At 73.6% G+C, this 1,476-nt stretch carries 1 protein-coding gene; it reads right to left on the reverse strand.

The window, feature by feature from the left end:
- Nucleotides 1–8: 8 nt before the first annotated feature.
- Nucleotides 9–1,424, reverse strand: coding sequence for an NAD(P)/FAD-dependent oxidoreductase (locus tag FOE67_RS25540; protein ID WP_182667184.1), 1,416 nt, complete (start codon nucleotides 1,422–1,424; stop codon nucleotides 9–11).
- Nucleotides 1,425–1,476: the final 52 nt, after the last annotated feature.

Consider the following 1,476-nt stretch of genomic DNA (forward strand, 5'->3'; position numbering starts at 1 on the left):
GGGGGGGATCAACTGTCGAAGCCCAGGCCGGCCCGGTCCAGACCCCGCAACCAGAGGTTGCGGCGTCCGGTGGCGTCCTCCCGGCGCATCGCCCACTGGGTGATGCCGATACCCGCCCAGCGCACCGGCTCGGGAGGGAAGGGGAGGGGCTTCTCGCGCACCATCCGCGGGGCGGTGCGCTCGGTGCGCGCGCCGGCGAGCAGGTCGAGCATCACTTCCGCCCCGAAGCGGGTGGCCCCCACCCCCAGCCCGGTGAACCCGGCCGCGTAGGCGACCCTGCCCCGGTGGGCGGTGCCGAAGAAGGGCGAGAAACGCGAGCAGGTGTCGATGGCCCCGCCCCACCGATGGGTGAAGCGGATGCCCTCCAGTTGCGGGAAGCAGGTCAGGAAGTGTCGGGCGAGGCGCTCGAAGGTCTCCGGACGCTGCCAGCGGGACTCGTCGGTGCCCCCGCCGAAGTGGTACACCACGTCGTAGCCGCCCCACAGGATGCGGTGGTCGGCGGTGATCCGGAAGTAGTGGAAGTGGTTGTTGGCGTCCGCCAGGCCCTGGCGGCCCCGCCAGCCGATCGCCTCCCGCTGCTCCGGCGTCAGGGGCTCGGTCATCAACGCGAAGTCGTGCACGGGGGCGATCAGCGGCCGGACGCGGCGCAGGGGCGAGCGGAACGCGTTGGTCGCCACCACCGCCTGCCGGGCGAACACCCGCCCGGAGGGGGTGCGGGCCGCCACGCCGGGGCCGCGCGAGGAGATCAGGTCGGTGGGGGTGCCCTCGTACACCCGCACCCCGGCGGCGAGGCAGGCCCGCTTCAGTCCCCACACCAGGCGGGCGGGGTCGAGCATGGCGGTGCCGTGCCGGTCCCGCAGTCCGCCCAGGAAGGTGGGCGAGTTCACCTCGGCGCGCATCTCGTCACGGTCGAGGAGGTCGAAGCCGGCCAGGTCGAGGTGCCGGGCGTCGTCGCGCAGGGAGCGCAGCTCCTCCAGGTGGTGCGGGGCGGTCGCCACGGTGATCTCACCGGTGCGCTCGAAGTCGCAGTCGATGTCGTACCGCCGGACGGCCTCCGCGATGGCGTCGAGGTTGGCGGCGCCCAGCCGCTCCAGTTCCCGGATCTCGTCGGGCCAGCGGGCCAACCCGTTGCCCAGGCCGTGGGTGAGGGAGGCGGAGCAGAAGCCACCGTTGCGTCCGGAGGCCGCCCAACCGATCTCCCGCCCCTCGATGAGGACCACGTCCCGGTCCGGCTCGCGTTCCTTGGCGATCAACGCGGCCCACAGCCCGCTGTACCCGCCCCCCACCACCAGGAGGTCGGTGCGCTCGTCGCCGCTCAGTGGGGGCTCGGGCTCGGGCCGGTCGGGGCTGTCGAGCCAGGCCGGCACCGGTCGGGCGTCGGCCAGGGCACGGGCGACGACGGGGGTCATGGCACCTGCGGCCATGGTTCTCAGCTCCTCGGGGGACCGGAGTGGGAGGGGAAGGGGTGGCTCTTAT

Origin of the sequence: Streptomyces calidiresistens (assembly GCF_014141525.1) — a bacterium.
Taxonomy (GTDB): Bacteria; Actinomycetota; Actinomycetes; order Streptomycetales; family Streptomycetaceae; genus Streptomyces; species Streptomyces calidiresistens.

Excerpts from the sequence above, each read along its gene's own strand:
- FOE67_RS25540 (WP_182667184.1), bottom strand. The coding sequence starts at position 1,424 with ATGGCCGCAGGTGCCATGACCCCCGTCGTCGCCCGTGCCCTGGCCGAC.